Below are 18,431 nucleotides of genomic sequence, written 5' to 3' on the forward strand. Positions count from 1 at the left end.
GTCCCCCGGGGTCAGCGGGCGGAGGAGTCCAGGTGGCGGGTGAGCGCGGCGAGCGCCCCCACCGCGGATGCGAGGGCCCCGATCTCGCCGTCGCTGAGGGATGAAAGGGCCTGTCTGATCCGGGCGGTCTCCTGGTCGCGCACCTCGGCCAGCCGGCGCCGGGCCGCGGCGGTCGGATACAGATGGGCGACGCGCCGGTCGGAGCGGTCCTGCCGCCGCTCCAGCAGCCCCGACTCGGTCATCCGGGAGACCAGCGCGCTCACATTGCTGGGCTTCATCAGCAGTGCCTCGGCCGCCTCGCGCACGGTGGCGCCCTCGCGCCCCGCCACGAAGCGCAGCAGGGCGAGCTGGCCGTCCGGCGGCCGGGGGTGCGGGTGGCCGGCGGGCCGGCGGTCCAGGGCCCGGGACAGCGCGGGCAGGCAGGCCGCGAGGCCGGAGGCCGTGCGGTCGAGCTCCCGGCCCGTGGCACTGGTCGAGTCGGTCACTCCGGCACAATAGGTATGGTTTCATACCTATGTCAAAGGACGCACGTCACCCCATGGACCTGTGAGGTAAGGGCGCACCATGCCGACCGAAACGTTTGAGTTCCAGGTAGAGGCCCGTCAGCTGCTCCAGCTGATGATCCACTCGGTCTACTCGAACAAGGACGTCTTCCTCCGCGAGCTCGTCTCCAACGCCTCCGACGCGCTCGACAAGCTGCGGCTGGCCAAACTGCGGGACGACTCGCTCGACGCCGATGTGTCCGACCTGCACATCGAGCTCGAGGTCGACAAGGACGCCCGCACCCTCACCGTGCGGGACAACGGCATCGGCATGTCCTACGACGAGGTCGGCGACCTCATCGGCACCATCGCCAACTCGGGCACCGCCGAGTTCCTGCGGGAGCTGAAGGAGGCGAAGGACTCCGCGAACGCCGAGGGGCTGATCGGCCAGTTCGGTGTGGGCTTCTACTCCGCCTTCATGGTGGCGGACGAGGTCACGCTGGTGACCCGGCGGGCCGGCGAGCAGCAGGGCACCCGCTGGCAGTCGCGCGGCGAGGGCACCTACACCCTGGAGAAGGTGGACGACGTCCCGCAGGGCACCTCGGTCGTCCTGCACCTGAAGCCGGCCGACCCGGACAACCAGCTGCACGACTACACGTCGGTGTGGAAGCTGAAGGAGATCGTCAAGCACTACTCCGACTTCATCACCTGGCCGATCCGGCTGGTGGGCGAGAAGCGCGAGGGAGACAAGGACGCGGAACCCGAGACGCTCAACTCGATGAAGGCCCTGTGGGCCCGCTCCCGCGACGAGGTGTCCGACGAGGAGTACCACGAGCTCTACAAGCACATCAGCCACGACTGGCGCGACCCGCTGGACATCATCCAGCTGCAGGCCGAGGGCACCTTCGAGTACCAGGCCCTGCTGTTCCTCCCCGCGCACGCCCCGCACGACCTGTTCACGCAGAATTTCAAGCGCGGCGTCCAGCTGTATGTGAAGCGCGTCTTCATCATGGACGACTGCGAGGAGCTGCTGCCGCCGTACCTGCGCTTCGTCAAGGGCGTGGTGGACGCGCAGGACCTCTCGCTGAACGTCTCCCGCGAGATCCTGCAGCAGGACCGGCACATCCGGATGATGCAGCGCCGGCTGACCAAGAAGGTGCTCTCCTCGGTCAAGAGCATGATGGCGAACGACGCCGAGAAGTACGCCGCCTTCTGGCGGGAGTTCGGCGCGGTCCTCAAGGAGGGCCTGGTCGTCGACCCGGACAACCGCGACGCGCTGCTCGCCGTCTGCTCGTTCGCCACCACCAGGTCCGAGGACCGCACGGTCACGCTCAAGCAGTACGTGGAGCGGATGCCGGACGGCCAGAAGGACATCTACTACGTCACCGGTGAGTCCCGGCAGACCATCGACAACTCCCCGCACATGGAGGCCTTCCGCGAGCGCGGCGTCGAGGTGCTGCTGCTCACCGACCCGGTGGACGAGGTCTGGGTCGACGCGGTGGGCGAGTTCGAGGGCAAGCGGCTGCGCTCCGTCGCCAAGGGCGAGATCGACCTCGGCTCCGAGGACGACGAGAAGAAGGACAGCGAGCGGGAGAAGCGGGCCGAGGAGTACGAGGGCCTGCTCGGCTGGATGCGGGAGCAGCTGGAGGAGGACATCAAGGAGGTGCGCCTCTCGTCGCGTCTGACGGTGTCCCCGGCCTGCCTGGTCGCCGACGCCGACGACCTCACCCCGGCGCTGGAGAGCATGTACCGGGCCATGGGCCAGGAGGTACCGCACACCAAGCGCATCCTGGAGCTCAACCCGGACCACGAGCTGGTGAAGGGCCTCAACCGCGCCTTCAAGGAGCGCGAGGACAAGGCGGAACTGGCCGAGACCACCGAGCTGCTGCACGCCCTGGCCGTGGTGGCCGAGGGCGGCCGGCCCAAGGACCCGGGCCGCTTCGTGAAGCTGGCGGCGGAGCGTCTGCAGCGGACGCTGTGACAACTCCCGTACTCCCCGGGGAGTACGGTCGCCGGCCAGGGGCGGGGTCGTGGCCGGGAGGCAGTGCGCCGTGACTGCAGCCCGGAGGACGCCGGTTCGCATCCGGCCGCCCCGCCCCCTCTCCGGCGTCCTCGAAGTTCCGCAGGCTCAGGCGGCCGGGACCGTCCTCCGAGGCCGGCGGGCCGTGGCGGCGGCGCGCAGCCGGCGGCCGCGGCGGGTCGGGCCCCAGGGCTTCAGGACGGAGATCACCGTCATGAACACGTACGCCGACAGCGATACGGCAGGCCCGAACAGGACGTCGCCGGCGTCCGGCAGCGGCTGCCCGGCGGCGACCGCCGCCACCGCGGAGTTCACCCCCGGCCGCAGTGCGAAGACCGTCGCGGTGGTGGTGCCCAGCGTCAGCCAGAACTTGGTGCAGACCCAGCGGTACCGGGCCAGGCCCCACGACGTGCCGAGTGCGAGCACCAGGCCGCTGGCCAGGGTCAGCAGGGCCAGCGGCAGCAGCAGCCAGTCGGCGAACAGCTTCATCGCCCGCAGCGCCGCCTCGGTCATGGCCGGACCGCGGGTGGTGGCCGCGGTGATGCCGAGGGCCAGCAGGCCGAGCGTGAGCCCGAGCCAGGCCGCCGCGGCCACGACGTGCACCACGAGGAAGGTGCGGCGCGCCCGGCGGCCGAGCCTCGGCCCGGCGGACGTCCGCGCCTGCGGAGACTGCTTCGGTTCGGTCAGTGGCTTCATGTGCACCACCGTGCCGGGCGGGCGCGCCGCAGGCGTCCGGCGGCGGGAGTAACCCCGCGTACCGGGCTGGGCGTACGCGCCGCCCGCCCGGCTGCTCCGCGGTGATCAGCCCGTTCGCAGCCGGCCGGCCTGCTCCAGCGTCCGCCGGGCCAGGCGGGCGAGCCGGGGGTGGCTGCGCACCACGCGGCGGGCCGCCCGCGCCGGTTCCCTGCCCAGCCAGCAGACGGCGCCGGCCGGCCCCGGCCGGATCACCGCGCCCTCGTACACGCGCAGCTCACGGGTCTTGAGGGTGTCCTTGTAGCGGGCGGGACCGCTGCCCAGGTCGACCATCCGGACGCCGTCCGCGGCGGCCGCCCTGAGCAGGTGCAGCAGCAGGATCGAGCCGGGCGAGTGCCTGCCGTGGTCGCGGTCGTAGGCGGGGAACCACCAGGAGAGCACCGTCGGCGAGCGCAGTCCGAAGTGGGCGGCCACCGGCCGGTCCCCCGCGTACAGGACGGAGAGCAGCCCGCGGCAGTCGGGGGCGTCGCCGTGCGCCAGCAGGTCCACCAGCCCGTTGATCCACGGCTGGGCGAACCGGTCCCGGCGGCCGGTGCGCCGGTACTGGGCGGACTTCCACCGTTTGAGCGCGCGCAGCGCGTCCGGGTCACGGCAGTCGTACTCGAACCGCACCTCGCCGGTCTGCCGGGCGAGCCGGCGTTCCTTGGCCCGGGTCTGGCGGAGGAAGCCGGAGGACGTGCGGCGCAGCCGGGCCGCGTACTGCTCGTAGCCCTCGTCGAGGTCGATCACCGGGTCGGCGAGCGCCTCGGCGGCGTGCGGGAGGAAGGGACGCTGCCCCGCCTCCAGGTTGTCGAACTCCCAGGACGCCAGGCCGCAGGCGGCGAGCAGCCGGCGCGGGTCGAGACGGATGCCGGGGCGCAGTACGGCGCCCTGGCTGTCCGACACCCCAAGGCCGATGGCCCTGCCGTGGCCCAACGGGCCCTTCTCGTAGGGGAAGAAGCCCACCGGTGTGCCGTCCTGCTGCAGCACGGCCACGCGGGCCTGGGGCCGGACCCGGCCGACCGCGGTGGCGAACACCGGGTCGAGGAACGGGTTCTCGGGAGCGTCGCCCTCGGCCCGCAGAAGTCTCCACGTCTTGTGTTCGGCGGGGCCCAGTTCGTCGGGACGCACGATGACGACACCCTTGTCAGGCATGCGGGTCTCCTGGGTGGTGTGGGAGGTGGCCGGGGTACGGAGGCAGGCGCCGGGGGCGCGCCGCCAGGACCTGTCCGCTCAGCAGCGGAAGGTCTGCAGCACGACGGCGGCGCGGGCCGTCCCGCCCGGTGCGGGGCGTGGTGGGTCTCCGGCGGACGGTACGGCGGCGGACCGGCCGGCGGGAGTGCCGCCGGTGAAGTGGCGGGAGCCCTCGGCCGGGCGGGGGACCGCGGTGACGGCGGCGGTCCGCGCGGACCGGGCGACGGGGCGGTGAGCGGCGGCGTCCGGCTCGCCGGGGGCGGGCGTACCGGCGCCCTCGGGCAGCGCCTCCCGTGGAGCCGTCCGGGTCTGGGCGGCGGACGCGGGGCCGGCGTCGGCCGTGGCGGGCGCCGGGAGTCGGAGGAACAGGAGCACCACCGAGGCCAGCAGCACCACCGCCGCTGCCCGTCGTCGCCGCACGGTCACCTCCAGAGGGGGGTGACGAGGCCGTCCTCGCGCCGGGCGAGCCCCCCGACGAACCCGGCGCGCCTTCCAGTACCGCCGAGCGTGTCCCGCCCCGTCAAGGCCCGGACCCCGCAACGCGGCCCACTCCCCCCGCCCTGGGCTCGATGGTCCTCCGGGACCTCATGTCTCACACCGGATCCCCTGCTTCCGCACGGCACGTCCGGGTGCCGCGAGGATTCCCGTCGCACCCTCGCGTGCCGGCGGCGGGCCAGGGCACATGGGAACCGTGACCATGCCTGACTTTCTCTTCGCCCTGATCGGTCTCGGTGCCCTCGCGGCGGCCGTGGTGCCCCGGCTGGTGGCGGGACGCCCGCTGTCCCTGCCCCTGGTGTTCCTGCTCTGCGGTGTCGGCATCCAGCTGCTGCCGGGGGTGCCCCTGCCGGAGATCGACCCGGTGGCCGACCGGGTGTGGGTGGAGCACCTCACCGAGGTGTGCGTGATCGTGTCGCTGATGGGTGCCGGACTCGCCCTGAACCGGCCCTTCGGCCGGCTGCGCTGGCGGGCCACCTGGCGGCAGCTGGGGATCACCATGCCGCTGACGGTCGCGGCCGTGGCCGCGCTCGCCCGGGGACTGCTGGACTGGCCGGTGGCCGCAGCGCTGCTGCTGGCCGCGGTGCTCGCGCCCACGGACCCGGTCCTCGCCTCCGAGGTGCGTGTGGGCGCCCCGACCGACTCCGAGCACGACGAGGACGAGGTGCGCTTCGCGCTGACCAGCGAGGCGGGGCTGAACGACGGGCTCGCCTTCCCCTTCGTGCTCGGCGCCGCCGCGCTGGCCGCAGCGGGCGGCACCGTGACCGGGGGCGAGCTCACCCACTGGGTCCTGACGGACGTGCTCTACAAGACCGCGGCCGGCATCGCCGCGGGTCTCGCCCTGGGCGCTCTGCTCGGCTGGCTGTTCTTCCGGGCCGGCAAGCAGGCTCTGCGGCTGTCCGAGCACAGCGAGGGCTTCGTCGCGGTGGGCGCGACCTTCCTGGCCTACGGGGTCACCGAACTGGTGCACGGCTACGGCTTCCTGGCCGTCTTCGTCACCGCCTACCGCATCCGCGCGGCCGAGCACGCCCACGGCTACCACATGGTGCTCCACGACTTCGTGGAGCAGGTGGAACGGCTGCTGACGGCCGGGCTGCTGTTCCTGCTGGGGGTGTTCGTCGCACAGGGCGGTCTGATGCCGCTGACCTGGCAGGGTGCGGCCGTCGGAGTGCTGCTGCTGTGCGTGGTACGGCCCCTGGCGGGCTGGTGCGCCCAGTGGGGCACGGCGGCCGGTTTCCGCGAGCGGGCGGTCATCGCCCTCTTCGGCATCCGGGGCATCGGCTCGCTGTTCTACCTCGCCCACGCCCTCGGCACCCATGGCTTCGGGGTGGCGGCCGAGGAGCTGTGGGCCGTGGTGGCCTTCGTGGTGCTGACCTCCGTGGCCCTGCACGGTGTCTCCGCCTCCCCCGTCATCGCCCGCCTCGACCGGCTGCGCCTCCACCGCGCCCGGGCGGGCCGGGAGGGAACGGAGCCGGACGAGGACGAGGTGGCGGGAGAGCGGCTGTAGGGCCGGCGCCGGAGCTGTCCTTCGCGGGCGTCCGCATCTCACGGTCCTGACCCCTCTTTCCGGATCTCGTGGCTTCCGGCGGCGCCCGTTCAGCGGGCCCGGCGGAGTCCGGCGCGCGGGCATCTGCCAGACGGAAGGGGCCGGCCACGACGGGAGTACCACCGGCACGAGCGCAGCCCGGCGTGGGCTGCCCGGCGTGCGGCGGGGCCCCGCTCGGTGGAGTCTGGGGATCATGGGGCGCAGAGGCGGTCGGCAGGGCGCGAAGGGCGCGGCGGAGGACGACGTCGAGGCAGTGCTCGACGAGCTGTACGCGCTGCCGCCGTCCGGCTTCGTGCCCCGGCGGGAGCAGCGGGCCGCCGAGGCCCGGTCGGCCGGGCGGGCCGACGACGCCCGGCGCATCCGGGCGGCCCGCCGGCCCACCCTCGCCGCCTGGGCGGCGAACCTGCTGCGCCGCTCGCGGCCCGAGGAGGCGGAGCAGTTCCTGGAGCTGGGGCGGGCCCTGCGCGAGGCCTTCAGCACCCTGGATCCGGCCGGGCTGAGGGAGCTGTCGGCGCAGCGGCGGCGTATCGTCGCCGAGCTGTCCCGGCAGGCGGCGGGGCTGGCCAGGGACGCGGGGCACCCGCTGTCGGACTCGGTGCAGCGGGACCTGGAGGAGACGCTGCGGGCCGTGCTGGCCGATCCGCAGGCCGCCGACCGCTGGGCGCAGGGCCGTCTGGAGACCGCGCTCACCCCGCCCGCGGAGTTCGCCGTCACCGGGGGCGGCACGGGCAGGGCCGCCACCTCGAAGCGCTCGGAACGGCGCCCGTCCGGGCCGTCCCAGTCCCCGTCGGAGAGCACCGCTTCCCCGGCAGCGAAGCGGGACGAGCTGGCCGAGCGGCGCAGACGGCGCCAGGAGCAGGCCCGCGCGGCGGCCGAGACGGCCGAGGCCGCCGAGGAGCGCGCGCGGGAACGGCGCGACGAGCATGCGGCGGCCGAGACGGCCGCGGAGCAGGCGCGGGAGCGGTGCGGTGAGGCAGAGCGGCGCGTGGCCGACCTGGAGGAGCACCTCGGTGCGGCGCGTGCGGAGCTGGAGCGGGCCGAGCACGAGCGGCGTGAGGCGGAGCGGCAGGCGCGTGCGGCCGCAGACGCCCTGGACCGCGCCGTGCGGGAGGCGAAGGAGGCCGCCCGGGAGGCGAAACGGCTCGCCGCGCGGGCGAGATGAGCGGGCAGCGGACGTGAGCGGACACAACCGCCCCGTCCCTCCGGAACATTCAGCCCTTCATTGGCATGGACCTGACGACGCAGAGCCGCTACGCTCTGCCCCACTCGAGTGAGAGCGCTCTCAGACCTCGGTTGTTCCACCCCACCTCGCTGGAACGACGAAGGGCTTCTTCCATGAGACGCACCAGACTCACGCATGCCTGCGTGGCGGCCCTCCTGCTGCTCGGCAGCTGGACCGCGGCGGGCACCCTGCCCGCCTCCGCGCAGGACGCGGCCGACTCCCCCACCTCCTCCCCCGTCGCCTCCGCCGGCCTCGTCGAGGCGATGCAGCGCGACCTCGGCCTGACCCGCACCGAGGCCGAGGAGCGCCTGGCCGACGAGCGCCGCGCCACCGAACTCGCCCCGAAGGCCCGCAGGACCGCCGGTTCCGCCTACGGCGGCGACTGGTTCGACGCCCGGACCGGGAGACTGACCGTCGCCGTCACCGAGGACGCCGGCGAGGCGACGGTACGCAGACTCCGCTCCTCCGGCGTCACCGTGCGCACCGTGGAGCACAGCGCGCGCACCCTGGACGCCACTCGCGCTCGCATCGACCGCCTCGACGCCCCCGCGGGCGTGAGCAGCTGGTCCGTCGACCCGGCCGCCAACGCGGTGGTCGTCAACGTCGTGAAGAACAAGCGCTCCGACAACGATGTCCGCAGATTCCTCGCCGCGGCGCGCGAGGCCGGACCGGTCACCGTGCGCACCGTGCCGGCCGCCGCCCGCACCCTCGCGGCGGGCACCGTGGGCGGCGACCCGTACTACACCGGCAACGTCCGCTGCTCCATCGGCTTCTCGGTGCACGGCGGCTTCGTGACCGCAGGGCACTGCGGAGGCGCGGGCGCCGCCGTGCGCGGCTGGGACGGCTCGTACATCGGCGACTTCCAGGGCTCGTCCTTCCCGGACAACGACTACGCCTGGGTCAACGTGGGCAGCGGCTGGTGGACGGTCCCGGTGGTGCTCGGCTGGGGCACCGTCCCGGACCAGCTGGTGCGCGGCTCGGCCGAGGCACCGGTCGGCGCCTCGATCTGCCGCTCGGGTTCGACCACCCACTGGCACTGCGGCACCGTGCTGGCCAAGAACGAGACGGTGAACTACGCCCAGGGGGCGGTGCACCAGATGACCAAGACGAGCGTGTGCGCCGAACCGGGCGACTCGGGCGGCTCGTTCATCAGTGGTGACCAGGCCCAGGGCGTCACCTCGGGCGGCTGGGGCAACTGCTCCGGCGGCGGCGAGACCTGGTTCCAGCCGGTCAACGAGATCCTCGGACGCTACGGGCTGACCCTGCACACCGCCTGATCGCACCGCACCGGACACCTCCGGCCCTCGAGCGGGCCCCGCCGACGCGACGGCGGGGCCCGCTTCCGCCTCCGTGTGCGCGGGACGCCGGGGACCGTTCACCCCGCAAAGAGTTACCGCGCCGTAACTCACACGGGTGTTACCGGCGGTAAGTGAGCAGTGCTAGTTTCCGGTTCACCTTCCTGAGCAGAGCGAGGAGTGAGCCGTGAGCCGCATCAGCACCGTGCTGACCACCGTCGTCGCCACGACCGCCTGTGTCTGCGCCACCGCCCCGGCCGCCGCCGCGAGCGATCCGGTGGTCTCCCGGGGCGTGACCATCCCCGCCTTCTACACCCCGCCCGCCGGCCTCCCCTCCGGCAACGGCGTCCTGGTCCGGCACGAGCCGCTGCCGCTGGGCCTGAGCCTGCCGGGCCTCGACGGCCGCCCGCTGCCGGGGACGGCGACCCGCCTGATGTACACCTCCACCGCCTCGACCGGTGAACGGGTCGCGGTGACCGGCGCCTACATCGAGCCGACGGCGCGCTGGAAGGGCGGCGGCCCCCGCCCGCTGGTGGTGGTCGGCTCGGGCACCATGGGCCAGGGTGACCAGTGCGCACCCTCGCTCGCGCTGCAGCACCCGCTCACGCTCAACGGGCAGACCGTGTCCGTCGCCTACGAGAACCTGGCGATCTACCGCATCCTGGCCACCGGGGCGGCCGTCGTCGTCACGGACTACGTGGGCCTCGGCGCCACCGACCGGGTGCACACCTACGTCAACCGCGTCGACCAGGGCCGCGCCATGCTCGACGCCGCCCGGGCCGCACGCTCGGTGCCCGGCGCCTCCGTTACGGCCGCCTCGCGGGTGGGCCTGTACGGCTACAGCCAGGGCGGCGGCGCCAGCGCCTCCGCCGCCGAGCTGCACCGCACCTACGCCCCCGAGATCGAGCTGGCCGGCACCTACAGCGGTGCGCCGCCCGCCGATCTGACCGAGGTGATGAAGGGCATCGACGGCAGCGCGCTGGCGGCCGCGCTCGGCTGGTCGATCAACGGCTTCGTGCAGGCCTATCCCGACATGCGCGAGGTCGCCGAACGGCATGTCAACGCCACCGGCCGGGCCGCGCTGAAGGACATCGCCACCACCTGCGTCGGGGACGCCGTTTTCGGCTACGGCTTCACCAAGAGCACCAAGTGGACCACGAGCGGCAAGTCGGTCGCCGAAGTCATCGCCGGCGAGCCGCGCGCCCAGGCGGTCCTCGATGAGCAGCGCCTCGGCACCCTGCGGCCCACGGGCCCCGTCCGGCTGGTCACGGGCGTCCAGGACGACATCGTTCCGCACGCCCAGGCGCGCCGGCTCGCGGTGGACTGGTGCAAGCGGGGCGCGGACGTCACCTACAAGGCGGTCCGGCTGCCGAACCTCGGCGACAAGATCCTCACCAATCACCTGGCCCCGCTGCTCACCGACCAGGGCGACGCCATCTCGTGGCTCACGGCCCGGCTCAGGGGCGAACCGGCCACCTCCAACTGCCGCACGATGCCGTATCAGCCCTGACCCCGCACGGCCCCTGCCCTCACCGGGCCGCCGGCAGGCGCGGGAGGCGCGCCCCACGCGACACGCGGGGCGGGCCTCCTCGTCCGGCCGGGCGGCCTCCCGTGCGCGGGCGGCCCGGCCGGTCCGGGCCGCGGTGGGGCGGCCGTCAGTCCAGGGCCGCGCCGGCGAGCGCGCCGGCCGCCGGGGCGGTGCGGGCGGCACCGCTGAAGTTGTCCTCGACCTCGGCACGCTCCGAGGCGTCCGGATGCACGTTGGTGCAGCCGGGGCCCGGGCTGGCACCGGACATCAGGCTGGAGCAGGGGCCGGGCTTGCGGTCGGGCAGGCCCAGGATGTGACCCAGCTCGTGGGCCGAGATGCGGACCGTGTGGTAGCCCTGCTCCACGGCCTGGCGGCCGATGTAGACGGTGCCGGTGCCCAGGGAGCCGGGGACGGCGCGCGGCCAGCCGTTGTCGGCGAGGACGCGTATGTCCGCGCGCTGCCCGGAGGCAGCCGGGCGCAGTTCGACCGAGTCGACGCTCTCGTTCCAGGCGGCGGCGCCCCGGTCCACCGCGGAGCGGAACTCCGCGGCACCGCTCGCGTCGTAGGTGAGCACCCGGGCGGCGGGGGCGGCCTGGGGCGCCGCGCCGGGTCCAACGGCCACGGCGGGGCCGCCCGCCAGTGGCAGCGACACCATCGCCGCCGCGGCAAGACCGCAGGTCAGGGAACGGATCCGCATGATCGACCTCCTGTGGGGAAGGGCAGTCGTGCTCATGCCACTCGCTGCGTCCGTGCCCGTGCGGAGGGACCGGCAATCCGTCATTCCGGTCCGCAGCGATGGGAGGCGGCACTGATTCAGAAGCGGCGCTGCTGAATCTCATGGGAAGGATCGGTTGGACTTCCTGATCATGTGGGGGCACTGTGGGGCCAGGGTCACACACGATCCCACGGGACACCCCGAACCGCACCACGGAGACCGAACACGATGAACCACGTCGCCCGCCCCGAGCGCTACGACGGCCCCATGCGCTACCGCCGGACCGGCCGCTCGGGACTCGACCTGCCCCTGCTGTCCCTCGGCTACTGGCACAACTTCGGCGACGACCGGCCGTTCGAGACGCAGCGCGAGATCGCCCTGCGCGCGTTCGACCTCGGCATCACCCACCACGACCTGGCCAACAACTACGGCCCGCCCTACGGCGCCGCGGAGATCAACTTCGGCCGTCTGATGAAGCAGGACCTGGCCCCCTACCGCGACGAGCTGGTGATCTCCACCAAGGCGGGCTGGGACATGTGGCCCGGCCCCTACGGCCAGGGCGGCGGCTCCCGCAAGTACCTGCTGGCCTCGCTGGACCAGTCCCTGAAGCGGATGGGACTGGAGTACGTCGACATCTTCTACTCGCACCGCCTGGACGCCACCACGCCCCTGGAGGAGACCATGGGCGCGCTGGACACGGCCGTCCGCCAGGGCAAGGCGCTGTACGTGGGCATCTCCTCCTACGACGCCGAGCGCACCCGTGAGGCCGCGGCGATCCTGCGCGACCTGGGCACACCGCTGCTGATCCACCAGCCGTCGTACAACATGCTGAACCGCTGGATCGAGACCGAGGGCCTGCTCGACGTCGCCCAGGAGGAGGGCTTCGGCGTCATCGGCTTCACCGCGCTCGCCCAGGGCCTGCTGACCGACCGCTACCTGGAGGGCATCCCGCAGGACTCGCGGGCGGCGCAGGGCAAGTCGCTCGACCCGGGGTGGCTCACCGAGGACATGCGGCAGCGGCTGCGCGCCCTGAACGACATCGCGGCCCGGCGCGGGCAGAGCCTGGCGCAGATGGCGCTGGCCTGGGCGCTCCGCGACCCGCGGGTCACCTCGCTGGTGATCGGCGCCTCGCGCACCGAGCAGCTGGAGCAGAACGTGGCCGCGCTGGAGAACCTCGACTTCACCGCCGAGGAGCTGGCCGAGATCGACAAGTACGCCACCGACGGCGGCGTCGACCTGTGGCGCGAGGCCCGCCTGGGCACCCTGGGCTGACGCGTGCGGGACGTGCCGCGGCCCGGCCCGCACGGTGTGTGCGGCGCGCCGGCCCGGGCGGGTGTGCGCCCGGGCGGACGGGGAACACGGATCGTCCCATGCAGACATTCCTGCCGTATCCCGGTTTCGCCGAGTCGGCGCTGGTCCTCGACCGGCGCCGGCTCGGCAAGCAGCGCGTCGAGGCGATCCAGGTGCTGCGCGGCCTGATCGTGCCCGGCTACGGCTGGCGCCGCCATCCGGCGGTGCGCATGTGGACCGGATACGAGGAGGCCCTGGTGCGCTACGGGCTCGAGGTCTGCCGCATCTGGCGCGAGCAGGGACACCAGGACAGCTGCGCGGCCACGCTGGTCGCCGACCTCGCCGCGGCCCGGCCCGGCATCCGGGTGCGTGACCAGCGGGAGCTGGCGCGGGCCGGTGAGCTGCCGCCGTGGCTGGGGGACGAGTCCTTCCACCGCAGTCACCGCTCGGCCCTGCTCCGCAAGGACCCGGACACCTACGCCGGGCACTTTCCGGACGTGCCGGACGACCTGCCCTACGTCTGGCCGGCCTCCGACCGCGATCCCGAAGTCGTGCCCTGACCCCGCACGCCCGGTGACGGGCCGCGCACGGGGTGCCGCGCAGGGCGACACCCCGGCCACGGGTCGGCGGGTCAGCGGGTCAGCGGGTCAGCGGGTCAGCGGGCGGACAGATACTCCTGCACGCCCGGTGCGGCGTGCGCGTCCTCCGCGTTCACCACGGCGCCCACCGCCTTGGCGTCCGGCTTGAGGACGTACGTCTCGACGCTCGCCGGGCGGTCGACGTCCGAGAAGTCCTGCGGGGTGCCGAGCCCGGTGTCCGCGTTCTTCTGCGAGCGGTGCGCCTTCACCACGTCCTCGCGGCTCAGTCCGCCCTGCTTGCAGGCCTTCTCCAGGTCGGCGCCCATCAGCTGCGCCGCGTTGTAGCCGGAGAGCACGCCGGAGTCGACGGGCGAGTCCGGGTACCTCTTCCGGTACTCCTTCACCATCCGCTGCACCCCGGGCAGGTCGGAGCTGACCGCGGGTGCGGCGCTCACGATGTGCAGCAGCTTCGCCAGCGCGGGCGCGGCGGGCGTCTTCATCAGCTGGGGCGCGAAGCCGGGGGCGCTGCTGACGACGGGGACCCGCAGGCCGCGGGAGGCGGCGACACCGACCAGGGAGGCGGTCTGGGCGGGTCCGGCGCTGATCAGGACGGCCTTGACTCCCTCCTTGCGCAGCGCGGAGACCTGCGCGGACAGGTCGGTGTCGGTGGCCTGGATCTTCTGGCCCACCACCGTCAGGCCGGCCTTCTTCGCCGCCCAGGTGGAGCCCTCCAAGGCGTTGGCGCCGTAGTCGCCCTCGAAGTAGACGTGCCCGATCCTGTCGCCCTTCTTCAGCCCCTTGGTGCGGGTGAGGAAGTCGACGGCGGCGATCATGTCGATGTCGTAGGTGGTGCCGATCACCTGCACGGAGTCCTTGCCGAGCAGGGAGGCGGCCCAGGCCTGCGGGAAGGTGAGCACCTTGTCGCGCTCGATGTCGTCGAGCAGCGCGGACACCACGGGGGAACCGATGACCTGCGGCATGGCGACGATGTCCGCGGAGATGTCGGCGTAGGCGGTGACCGCCTTCTGCACGTCGTAGCCGTGGTCCTTGACGACGATCTCGATCTTCCGGTCGCAGATGCCGCCCTTGGCGTTGACCTCGTCGGCCCACATCTGCTGGGCCTGCACGATGGACTTGCCGAGGGTGGCGTAGGGGCCGGTGAGGTCGGTGAGGGCGCCCAGCCTGATGGTGTCGGCGCTGACGCCGGGCCCGGTGCGGACGCCGTCGGCGGCGTCGCCGCCCTGGTCACCGCCGTCGGCCTTGGAGCTGCATCCGCAGACCGCGAGCAGCAGGGCGAGGGCGCCGGCGAGGACGGTTCCCGAGGTGCGGCGCCGGGTGCGGGGCCTGGGGGTCGTGGTGTTCACGGGGTGTGCTCCTTGGATCGTGGGGCAGCTGCGGCCGGCTCGGCCGGGGAGAACGGGGAGGCGGACGAGGGGGCAGAGGTGGCGGATGCGGAGGCCGCGGGGTTCCGACCGCCGGACGGGGTCCTGCGGCGTGCCAGGCGGGCGCGGGCCCGGCGGGCCAGTCCGTGCAGACCGTCGGGGGCGTACAGCAGGACGAGGACGATCGCGGCGCCGTAGAGGTAGCGGGCGGCCTCGGTGGGGCCGAGGGAGCCCTCGGCCGAGCCGGGGGCGGTCACCAGGGGCAGCTGGTCGGCGTACCGGGTCATCAGCAGCGGAAGCGCGGTGACGAACACGGCGCCCGCGGTGGCTCCGGCGACCGAGCCGAGCCCGCCGATGACGATCATGGCGAGGTAGTCGATGGACAGGGCGAGCGAGAAGTAGTCGGGCACCACCCGGCGGAAGGCGAGCGCCAGGAGCACGCCCGCGAGACCGGCGTACATGGAGGACACCACGAAGGCCGCCGCGCGGTGGCGGGCGACGTCCACGCCCATCACCGCGGCCGCGGTCTCACTGTCCCGCAGGGCGGCGAGCGCGCGTCCCGGACGCCCGCGCAGCAGGCCCCCGGCGGTGAACCAGGTGAACGCGAACAGCGCCAGGCCCAGGTACCACAGGCGTTCCTCGGCGCCGAACGGCACGCCCAGCACGACGAGTTCCGGATCCGAGGCGGCGAAGGTGAACCCGCCGAGGGTGAGCGGCGGCACCGAACGGCCGTTGAAGCCGCCGGTGACCGAGTCCCAGGTGAGCAGCACATGGTGGCCGAGGAACACCAGGGCGAGCGTGGCGATGCCCAGGTAGATGCCCTTGACCCGGCCGGCGACGGGACTGAACAGCCCTCCCGCCGCCCCGGCGAGCAGTACCGCGCAGCAGGCGGCGAGGGCCGGCGGCAGTCCGGGTCCGGGGTCGGACGCCAGGTAGGAGTAGCCGTAGGCGCCGATGGCGAGGAAGAAGGCATGGCCGAGGGAGAGCTGGCCGGCGGTGCCGCTGAGCAGGGAGAGCCCGACGGCGCCGATCGCCGCGGCCATGGAGAACAGGCCGATGCGCAGCCAGAAGGCGTCCAGGTAGAAGGGCGGCAGGCACAGCAGGACGGCGAGCAGCAGCGTCCGCGCGGGGCGGCCCCGGAGCAGGCCGAGGAGACGTTCAGACACGGGCCGCTCCCTTCGCGCCGAACAGCCCGGTGGGCCGCACCAGGAGCACGAGCAGCATCACCGCGTAGGGGGCGACCTCGCCGAAGCCGTCGCCGAGGACGTGCAGGTCGGACTCGTAGCCGACGACCAGCGCCTCGGTCAGCCCGATGAGCAGGCTGCCGGCCAGGGCGCCGACCGGGGAGGCGAGTCCGCCGAGGATCGCGGCGGGGAAGGCGTGCAGGGCGATCTGGCCGGTGGTGCGTTCCAGGCCGGGCGCCGGGAACGCGGCGAGGAACACCGCGGCGAGCGCGGCGAGCCCGCCGGCCAGGCACCAGGCCAGGGCGCGCACCCGGCGCAGCCTGACCCCCATCAGCGCCGCGGCCTCCAGGTCCTCGGCCGCCGCGCGCAGGGACAGTCCCCACGGCGTGAACCGGAACAGGGCGAACACGGCGGCGATGACCACGGTGGACACCGCGATCGCGGCGAGCCGGCTGTCGGCGACGGTGACCGGGCCGAGTTCGGTGACCGCGTCGCCCCACGGGTCGCCCAGGCTCAGCAGGTCGCCGCCGATCCGGCGGGCCAGGTCGGTGAAGATCAGGATGTCGATGCCGATGGTGGCGATGGTCTGGATGTGGGCGGCCTGCTCGTCCTGTCCGGCGCGCTGCAGCAGGAACCGGTCGAGGGCGCCGGCGAGCGCGGCCGTGGACAGGACGGCCAGGGCGAGCGCGCCGGCGAAGCCCAGGTCGTCGTGGAGCACGGCGATGAGGTAGCCGCCGAGCAGCAGGACGGACCCGTGGGCGAAGTTGAGGACGCCGGAGGCCTTGAACATGACCACGAAGCCGAGGGCGACCAGTGCGTAGACCGCGCCCAGGGCGAGGCCGTTGAGGACGTTGTCCAGGAAGCCGGTCATGCCGCGCCCTCCTCTTCGGTTCCGGTGCCGAGGTAGGCGCGCAGCACCTGCGGGTCGCGGCGCACCTCGTCGGGTGTGCCGTGGGCGATGGTGCGGCCGAAGTCCAGGACGGTGACCTCGTCGGCGAGCCGCATCACCAGACCCATGTCGTGCTCCACCAGGACGATGCTCAGGCCGAGTTCGGCGCGCAGGGTGCCGATGACGGCGGCGGTGCGGGCGCGTTCGGCGGCGTTCATCCCGGCGACGGGTTCGTCGAGCAGCAGCACACGGGGCTCCAGGCAGAGCGCGCGGGCCAGTTCCACGCGTTTGCGGTCGCCGTACGACAGCAGGTGGACGGGGCTGTCGAAGTGCGGCCCGAGGCCCGTGAGTTCGGCGATCTCGCGGGCCCTCGCCAGGTGTGCGCGCTGTTCTCGCACGGCGCCCGGCAGCCGCAGGGCGCTGGCGGCGAAGCCGGCCCGGGACCTGGCGTGGCGGCCGAGCATCAGGTTGTCGGCGACCGTGCCGTGGGTGGTGACGATGTTCTGGAAGGTCCGGGCCACGCCGAGCGCGGCGATGCGGTGCGGGGCGAGCCGGGTCAGGTCCCGCTCGCCGAGCGTCACCGTGCCGGAGGCGGGGCGCGTGAGGCCGGAGAGCACGTTGAAGCAGGTCGACTTCCCGGCTCCATTGGGTCCGATGACGGCGTGCAGCGAGCCGGGTGCGACGGTGAAGGAGACGGCGTCGAGGGCGGTGAGCCCGGCGAACCGCACGGTGACGTCCCGGACCTGCAGCACCGGCGGGGCTTTGCGGGTGCGGTCGTTCACGCGGCCCCCTGGTCGTCCTCGGCCGTCTCCCCCAGGTAGAGGCGGCGTACGGCGTCGGTGCGGGCGAGTTCGGCCGCGGGTCCGGACAGGCGCACCTCGCCGACCTCGAGGACGTGTGCCTGGTCGGCGAGGGAGAGCGCCATGCCGGCGTTCTGCTCGACCAGCAGGACGCCGGTGCCCTGGGCGTTGATCTCCCGGATCACCTCGGCGATCCGGTGCACCATCTGCGGTGCCAGGCCGAGTGACGGCTCGTCCAGGAGCAGCAGCCGGGGTGCGGCCATCAGGGCGCGGCCGATGGCAAGCATCTGCTGCTCTCCGCCGGAGAGCAGACCGGCCGCCTGGTGGGTGCGTTCGGCGAGCCGGGGGAACAGGCTGAAGACCCGCTCCCGCGCCTGCCGTGCCTCGGCGCGTCCTCGCCTGGCCAGGCCGAGCCCGCCGCTGCGGAGGTTCTCCTCGACGCTGAGCCCGGGGAACACCCGCCGCCCTTCCGGGACCTGGACGACTCCGGCGCGCACCGCGGCGACGGGGTCCTTGCCGTCCAGCACGGTGTCTCCGTAGCGGATGCGGCCCGCGGTGACCGCGCCGCGGTGCAGGCGCAGTGTCCCGGAGACGGCGCGCAGCAGGGTGGTCTTGCCGGCCCCGTTGGCGCCGAGCAGGGCCACCACGGATCCGGGTGGCACGGTCAGGGACACGGACCGCAGGGCGGACACGGCGCGCCCGTAGGTCACATCGACGTCCTCGATGTGCAGGGCGGACGGCTCGTCCGGTGGTGCTTCGGGCATCACGGCTCCTCGGGGCCGTGCCGCACGACGGCACGACTTCGGGGGTGAGTTCGGTGGGAGGGCAGCTCACGACAGCACGCGGCCACCGGTCCGGTACACCCGGCGGTCCCGGCTCGCTGCGCCCGACCAACGCCGGGGTGCGGGGGTTGTGCGGCTGCCCAGGCGGGCGGAGCGGCGCATTCCGCGAACGGGGCGTCCCGGGCGGCCGCGCAGGGGGCTGTTGACGGTCCGGTTCAGCGGCGGGCCGGGAACGACACGCAGGAACCGGGGACGGGCCGGGGAACGACACGCAGGAGCCGGAGACGGGCCGGGGAA

The 18,431-nt window shown here is 73.6% G+C and carries 17 protein-coding genes; 7 read left to right on the forward strand and 10 right to left on the reverse strand.

The features are described 5' to 3' along the window. Positions 1 to 11 precede the first annotated feature (11 nt). Positions 12 to 485, reverse strand: coding sequence for a MarR family winged helix-turn-helix transcriptional regulator (locus HCJ93_RS17860; protein ID WP_167996719.1), 474 nt, complete (start codon positions 483 to 485; stop codon positions 12 to 14). Between the two features lie 79 nt (positions 486 to 564). Here HCJ93_RS17860 and htpG point away from each other — a divergent pair, with 79 nt between their 5' ends. After that, positions 565 to 2,463 (forward strand): molecular chaperone HtpG, encoded by a 1,899-nt coding sequence (gene htpG / locus HCJ93_RS17865; RefSeq protein WP_167996720.1) that lies wholly within the window; start codon positions 565 to 567, stop codon positions 2,461 to 2,463. A 147-nt stretch (positions 2,464 to 2,610) separates the two neighbouring features. On the opposite strand, the gene HCJ93_RS17870 is transcribed toward htpG, so the two are convergent. The 3 genes from HCJ93_RS17870 to HCJ93_RS17880 form a co-directional block, all read right to left on the reverse strand. Beyond that, a complete protein-coding gene (locus HCJ93_RS17870; protein ID WP_167996721.1) occupies positions 2,611 to 3,198 on the reverse strand; it encodes a DUF2269 family protein in 588 nt (195 codons plus the stop codon). A gap of 105 nt (positions 3,199 to 3,303) precedes the next feature. Further along, on the reverse strand, positions 3,304 to 4,389 hold the full coding sequence (locus HCJ93_RS17875) for a GNAT family N-acetyltransferase (protein ID WP_167996722.1): 1,086 nt from the start codon (positions 4,387 to 4,389) through the stop codon (positions 3,304 to 3,306). Positions 4,390 to 4,467: 78 nt separating this feature from the next. Next, positions 4,468 to 4,848: a hypothetical protein gene (locus HCJ93_RS17880; protein ID WP_167996723.1), complete on the reverse strand. Its 381-nt coding sequence runs from the start codon at positions 4,846 to 4,848 to the stop codon at positions 4,468 to 4,470. Between the two features lie 271 nt (positions 4,849 to 5,119). On the opposite strand from HCJ93_RS17880, the gene HCJ93_RS17885 reads away from it, so the two are divergent. From HCJ93_RS17885 to HCJ93_RS17900, 4 genes are all read left to right on the forward strand, one after another. Then, positions 5,120 to 6,430: a cation:proton antiporter gene (locus HCJ93_RS17885; protein ID WP_167996724.1), complete on the forward strand. Its 1,311-nt coding sequence runs from the start codon at positions 5,120 to 5,122 to the stop codon at positions 6,428 to 6,430. Positions 6,431 to 6,662: 232 nt separating this feature from the next. Continuing rightward, positions 6,663 to 7,631 carry a hypothetical protein gene (locus HCJ93_RS17890; protein ID WP_167996725.1) on the forward strand — a complete coding sequence of 323 codons (969 nt, stop codon included), beginning with the start codon at positions 6,663 to 6,665 and terminating at the stop codon, positions 7,629 to 7,631. Between the two features lie 173 nt (positions 7,632 to 7,804). After that, the gene (locus HCJ93_RS17895) at positions 7,805 to 8,968 is read left to right on the forward strand and encodes a S1 family peptidase (protein ID WP_167996726.1); all 1,164 of its coding nucleotides are present in this window, start codon (positions 7,805 to 7,807) and stop codon (positions 8,966 to 8,968) included. Positions 8,969 to 9,173: 205 nt separating this feature from the next. Next, the gene (locus HCJ93_RS17900; protein ID WP_167996727.1) at positions 9,174 to 10,496 is read left to right on the forward strand and encodes a lipase family protein; all 1,323 of its coding nucleotides are present in this window, start codon (positions 9,174 to 9,176) and stop codon (positions 10,494 to 10,496) included. Positions 10,497 to 10,641: 145 nt separating this feature from the next. On the opposite strand, the gene HCJ93_RS17905 is transcribed toward HCJ93_RS17900, so the two are convergent. Continuing rightward, positions 10,642 to 11,211, reverse strand: a complete 570-nt coding sequence (locus HCJ93_RS17905) for a snapalysin family zinc-dependent metalloprotease (protein ID WP_167996728.1) — start codon at positions 11,209 to 11,211, stop codon at positions 10,642 to 10,644. Between the two features lie 246 nt (positions 11,212 to 11,457). Between HCJ93_RS17905 and mgrA the strand changes: the two genes are divergently transcribed. Then, positions 11,458 to 12,501 (forward strand): L-glyceraldehyde 3-phosphate reductase, encoded by a 1,044-nt coding sequence (gene mgrA, locus HCJ93_RS17910; RefSeq protein WP_167996729.1) that lies wholly within the window; start codon positions 11,458 to 11,460, stop codon positions 12,499 to 12,501. A gap of 98 nt (positions 12,502 to 12,599) precedes the next feature. Continuing rightward, a complete protein-coding gene (locus HCJ93_RS17915) occupies positions 12,600 to 13,079 on the forward strand; it encodes an MSMEG_6728 family protein (RefSeq protein ID WP_167996730.1) in 480 nt (159 codons plus the stop codon). Positions 13,080 to 13,174: 95 nt separating this feature from the next. On the opposite strand, the gene HCJ93_RS17920 is transcribed toward HCJ93_RS17915, so the two are convergent. The 5 genes from HCJ93_RS17920 to HCJ93_RS17940 are packed head-to-tail and all read right to left on the reverse strand — an operon-like array spanning position 13,175 to position 18,116. Then, positions 13,175 to 14,461, reverse strand: a complete 1,287-nt coding sequence (locus tag HCJ93_RS17920) for an ABC transporter substrate-binding protein (RefSeq protein ID WP_167996731.1) — start codon at positions 14,459 to 14,461, stop codon at positions 13,175 to 13,177. Continuing rightward, positions 14,458 to 15,645: a branched-chain amino acid ABC transporter permease gene (locus HCJ93_RS17925; protein WP_309141433.1), complete on the reverse strand. Its 1,188-nt coding sequence runs from the start codon at positions 15,643 to 15,645 to the stop codon at positions 14,458 to 14,460. The genes HCJ93_RS17920 and HCJ93_RS17925 overlap by 4 nt, the downstream gene beginning before the upstream one ends. Beyond that, on the reverse strand, positions 15,638 to 16,534 hold the full coding sequence (locus tag HCJ93_RS17930) for a branched-chain amino acid ABC transporter permease (RefSeq protein ID WP_167996732.1): 897 nt from the start codon (positions 16,532 to 16,534) through the stop codon (positions 15,638 to 15,640). The genes HCJ93_RS17925 and HCJ93_RS17930 overlap by 8 nt, the downstream gene beginning before the upstream one ends. Further along, entirely contained in the window at positions 16,531 to 17,334 is an 804-nt protein-coding gene (locus HCJ93_RS17935; protein WP_167996733.1) for an ABC transporter ATP-binding protein, read from the reverse strand. The genes HCJ93_RS17930 and HCJ93_RS17935 overlap by 4 nt, the downstream gene beginning before the upstream one ends. After that, the gene (locus tag HCJ93_RS17940) at positions 17,331 to 18,116 is read right to left on the reverse strand and encodes an ABC transporter ATP-binding protein (protein ID WP_167996734.1); all 786 of its coding nucleotides are present in this window, start codon (positions 18,114 to 18,116) and stop codon (positions 17,331 to 17,333) included. The genes HCJ93_RS17935 and HCJ93_RS17940 overlap by 4 nt, the downstream gene beginning before the upstream one ends. Positions 18,117 to 18,431: the final 315 nt, after the last annotated feature.

The sequence above is a fragment of the Streptomyces composti genome (assembly GCF_012034205.1).
GTDB lineage: Bacteria > Actinomycetota > Actinomycetes > Streptomycetales > Streptomycetaceae > Streptomyces > Streptomyces composti.

Bases quoted from the DNA above. Each gene is read 5' to 3' on its own strand.
- HCJ93_RS17930 (WP_167996732.1), bottom strand. From the start codon at position 16,534: ATGACCGGCTTCCTGGACAACGTCCTCAACGGCCTCGCCCTGGGCGCG.
- HCJ93_RS17890 (WP_167996725.1), top strand. From the start codon at position 6,663: ATGGGGCGCAGAGGCGGTCGGCAGGGCGCGAAGGGCGCGGCGGAGGAC.
- HCJ93_RS17870 (WP_167996721.1), bottom strand. From the start codon at position 3,198: ATGAAGCCACTGACCGAACCGAAGCAGTCTCCGCAGGCGCGGACGTCC.
- mgrA (WP_167996729.1), top strand. From the start codon at position 11,458: ATGAACCACGTCGCCCGCCCCGAGCGCTACGACGGCCCCATGCGCTAC.
- HCJ93_RS17905 (WP_167996728.1), bottom strand. From the start codon at position 11,211: ATGCGGATCCGTTCCCTGACCTGCGGTCTTGCCGCGGCGGCGATGGTG.
- HCJ93_RS17895 (WP_167996726.1), top strand. From the start codon at position 7,805: ATGAGACGCACCAGACTCACGCATGCCTGCGTGGCGGCCCTCCTGCTG.
- HCJ93_RS17915 (WP_167996730.1), top strand. From the start codon at position 12,600: ATGCAGACATTCCTGCCGTATCCCGGTTTCGCCGAGTCGGCGCTGGTC.
- htpG (WP_167996720.1), top strand. From the start codon at position 565: ATGCCGACCGAAACGTTTGAGTTCCAGGTAGAGGCCCGTCAGCTGCTC.
- HCJ93_RS17875 (WP_167996722.1), bottom strand. From the start codon at position 4,389: ATGCCTGACAAGGGTGTCGTCATCGTGCGTCCCGACGAACTGGGCCCC.
- HCJ93_RS17940 (WP_167996734.1), bottom strand. From the start codon at position 18,116: ATGCCCGAAGCACCACCGGACGAGCCGTCCGCCCTGCACATCGAGGAC.